General features: G+C 27.6%; 7 protein-coding genes. All 7 read left to right on the top strand.

Going from position 1 to position 2,586, the window contains the following annotated elements; translation table 11 throughout:
• Positions 1-365: YqaJ viral recombinase family protein (locus Q8777_RS02510; protein WP_338140413.1), on the top strand; the 365-nt coding region annotated here is incomplete at its 5' end.
• Entirely contained in the window at positions 343-723 is a 381-nt protein-coding gene (locus Q8777_RS02505) for a hypothetical protein (protein WP_318749484.1), read from the top strand. The genes Q8777_RS02510 and Q8777_RS02505, both read left to right, overlap by 23 nt.
• A gap of 25 nt (positions 724-748) precedes the next feature.
• Positions 749-1,012 (top strand): hypothetical protein, encoded by a 264-nt coding sequence (locus Q8777_RS02500; protein WP_318749483.1) that lies wholly within the window; start codon positions 749-751, stop codon positions 1,010-1,012.
• Positions 1,005-1,346: an HU family DNA-binding protein gene (locus Q8777_RS02495; protein WP_318749482.1), complete on the top strand. Its 342-nt coding sequence runs from the start codon at positions 1,005-1,007 to the stop codon at positions 1,344-1,346. Before Q8777_RS02500 ends, Q8777_RS02495 begins: the two co-directional genes overlap by 8 nt.
• A gap of 55 nt (positions 1,347-1,401) precedes the next feature.
• A complete protein-coding gene (locus Q8777_RS02490; RefSeq protein ID WP_318749481.1) occupies positions 1,402-1,725 on the top strand; it encodes a hypothetical protein in 324 nt (107 codons plus the stop codon).
• A 20-nt stretch (positions 1,726-1,745) separates the two neighbouring features.
• A complete protein-coding gene (locus Q8777_RS02485) occupies positions 1,746-2,159 on the top strand; it encodes a hypothetical protein (RefSeq protein ID WP_318749480.1) in 414 nt (137 codons plus the stop codon).
• Positions 2,159-2,440 (top strand): hypothetical protein, encoded by a 282-nt coding sequence (locus tag Q8777_RS02480; protein ID WP_318749479.1) that lies wholly within the window; start codon positions 2,159-2,161, stop codon positions 2,438-2,440. The genes Q8777_RS02485 and Q8777_RS02480 overlap by 1 nt, the downstream gene beginning before the upstream one ends.
• Positions 2,441-2,586 lie beyond the last annotated feature (146 nt).

Raw genomic sequence — 2,586 nt, 5'->3', positions numbered from 1 at the left:
CTGTTTTTATCAAAGATCTTTTTTCTGCTTCTTTAGATGGTTATCACGCTCCTTCCCAAACCATGTTAGAAATTAAATGTCCTTTAGAAAAAGGGAATAGTTGGCAAGAATTTATCCAAAAAAAAATCGTTCCTCCTTATTATTGGGCTCAAATCCAATGTGGTCTTTATTGTTCAGAAGCTAAATTAGCTTGTTTTTTAGTTTACTTTCAAGAAACAGATTATTATTTAGCCAAAATAACTTTAGATTTAAATTTTATTGTGCAGATGAAAAAAGAAGGGTTAGCCTTTAAGGCTTTATTAACTCATTATCAAACTTTATTTGAAAAGAAAGAGGAAAAAAATGAAAAGTCAAAAGATTTTTAACATTTCGAACAAAATATTATTATTCATACTTTCTATTTTAATAGGTTCAACGCTATGGTGGTTTATCTTTTGTGGTTCGCCAAAAAAATCAGATAATCCAACAATCTCAGGGTTCGAACAAACAGAAACTAGTTCTTTTGTTTCTATGTTTTTCTTAGAAAAAAGAATAAAAGAGTTGGAAGCAGAAATAAAAGAATTAGAAAAAAGTAGTTATGAACGGTTTGCCCAACAACAAGATTGGTTTGAACAAATGGTTACTTTGATCAGAAGATTAATGGAAAAACCGAATCTTTTCGAAGACAAGATAGATAATAAACCATTTAACAAGTATATCCCAATCGAGGAGAAAGAAAATTAAAAAAGAAAGAAGGTTTTTTTGAAACATGGATCACAAAAATTTAAAAAAATATTATAGTCATTTTCAACGACCAGTGGAAAGAATGCAAGAAGATGGTTATTCTTTGGCTAAGATCAAAGCTCTTTTTTCAGTACCAGAATTAATAAATTATGGTTATTCCACGACAGATATTATAAACATGAATATAGTTCTTAATAACCAAAAAAGGAGAAAAAAAATGAGTAAAAGAAAATTAAAACAATTAGAAATAAAAAAAATAATGAAAGAAGGTTTTAAAAAAAATGAATAAAAAAAAAATGAATAAAGAAGCATTAATAAAAGCTCTTGCCCAAGAAGGTCAAGTGAGTATACATGAAGCGGATCAATTTTTTAAAGTTTTGGAAAAAGTTTTAATCAAGGCTCTTCACAAGAACAAGGAAGTTAGTTTAGGCCAACAATTAGGTAGATTTGTTCTCAGATCTGTCAAAGCTTCCTTAATCCCTAAATTTGAACATCATTATAATCGAGAAACAGGACAAAGAGAAATCACAATTAACGGTCAAAAGAAAGTTCCTGCGTATACTTCGGTTCGTTTTCGACCCTCTGAAGCTTTAAAACGAGAAGTAAAAAGGATTAAATTATAAAAATCAAAAAATAAAATAATATCTTTTTTTCTCCCTTTTGGAGAAAGGTAGAAAGTTGTTGAGTATCGTTACAACTCTCCTTCTGCTTTCTATCTTTCTCCCAGAGAGAGAAATAAAAAAACAATCAAGATTAAAAAAAGAAAGAGGTTTAAAAAAAATGGCGTTTACTTATTCTGCTCAAAGTAAAAAAACAAAAAAAGAAGTTATTCAACCAAAAAAAACTAAAGCAGTTCTGGTTTCAAAAAAAACTTCCTCCCTAAAAAACAAATTAAAAACAAAGACTTTGGTTCAAAAAAAATCAAAAAAAGTTTCTTTATCTCAAAAAATTAATCAACTAGAAACTCTTTTGAAACAATTAAAAGAACATTTAAAAGAATAAAAAAAAGGAGATAAAGGGTGATGTGGTGGTTTTTAGTTCCTTTTTTTAATTTTTTTTCTTTTTGTTATGACTGGCTCAAAGGTTTTAGTGTTCGAGAGATTTTAAATCGTCGTTTAGATTGGATGATGACCAATCTTTCCATTTATTTTTTCTTAACAGGGAAGTTTAATTTGTTTTTTTGGTTTGTCAAAAAAATCCTTCAAAAAGGAATTCAACTCCTTCTTTGGCCGATTTGTTATTTGATACCTCGTCAACGATTAGCTTATTATAAACGTGTTCAAAGGAAAATTAACGCTCGTCAGTGGAAATTAGAAAAAAAACAAACTATTTTCAAACAAAAAGAAGAACTATTAAACAAGAAAATAGAAAAATTAAAAGAAATAATACAAAAAAAAGAAGCCAAGAAAAAAAATTACCAAGGAGAAGAAGGATAATGAGTAATTTTACATTGGGTTTTATTTTAGGAAGTGCTTTTAATTTAATTGTGATTATGTTTGCTCGTAAATATTTATTTCCTCCTTTTTATGAAGAAAAAGAAAAACTAAAAGAAAAAAAAGATGTTCCAATAGAAACAAAAAAGGTCAAAGATTTATCTTTGCGGATTCAAAATTTAAATGTTCATCAAGAACCTCATCCTTCTCAAAAAGAAGAGGAAAAAAGGAATGATTCTTTTTCTTTAGAAGAAAAAGAACTAACAAATGAAAATGAAATTTGAAAGGAAAAGAAAAAATGAAAAAAAGAAGTTATAGTGGTAGTAAAAAAAAGAAATGGACTTTTTTTGTCATTTTATTAACAATCATAGGAGGGTTAAGTTTACTTTATTATTATTTGGATCCTCATCGTCAATTTACCATTATTGTT

The organism is Candidatus Phytoplasma stylosanthis (genome assembly GCF_032886435.1).
GTDB classification, from domain to species: domain Bacteria; phylum Bacillota_I; class Bacilli_A; order Acholeplasmatales; family Acholeplasmataceae; genus Phytoplasma; species Phytoplasma stylosanthis.
This window is presented reverse-complemented; position numbering and strand designations above follow the sequence as displayed.

Excerpts from the sequence above, each read along its gene's own strand:
- Q8777_RS02505 (WP_318749484.1), top strand. The coding sequence starts at position 343 with ATGAAAAGTCAAAAGATTTTTAACATTTCGAACAAAATATTATTATTC.
- Q8777_RS02485 (WP_318749480.1), top strand. The coding sequence starts at position 1,746 with ATGTGGTGGTTTTTAGTTCCTTTTTTTAATTTTTTTTCTTTTTGTTAT.
- Q8777_RS02500 (WP_318749483.1), top strand. The coding sequence starts at position 749 with ATGGATCACAAAAATTTAAAAAAATATTATAGTCATTTTCAACGACCA.
- Q8777_RS02495 (WP_318749482.1), top strand. The coding sequence starts at position 1,005 with ATGAATAAAAAAAAAATGAATAAAGAAGCATTAATAAAAGCTCTTGCC.
- Q8777_RS02480 (WP_318749479.1), top strand. The coding sequence starts at position 2,159 with ATGAGTAATTTTACATTGGGTTTTATTTTAGGAAGTGCTTTTAATTTA.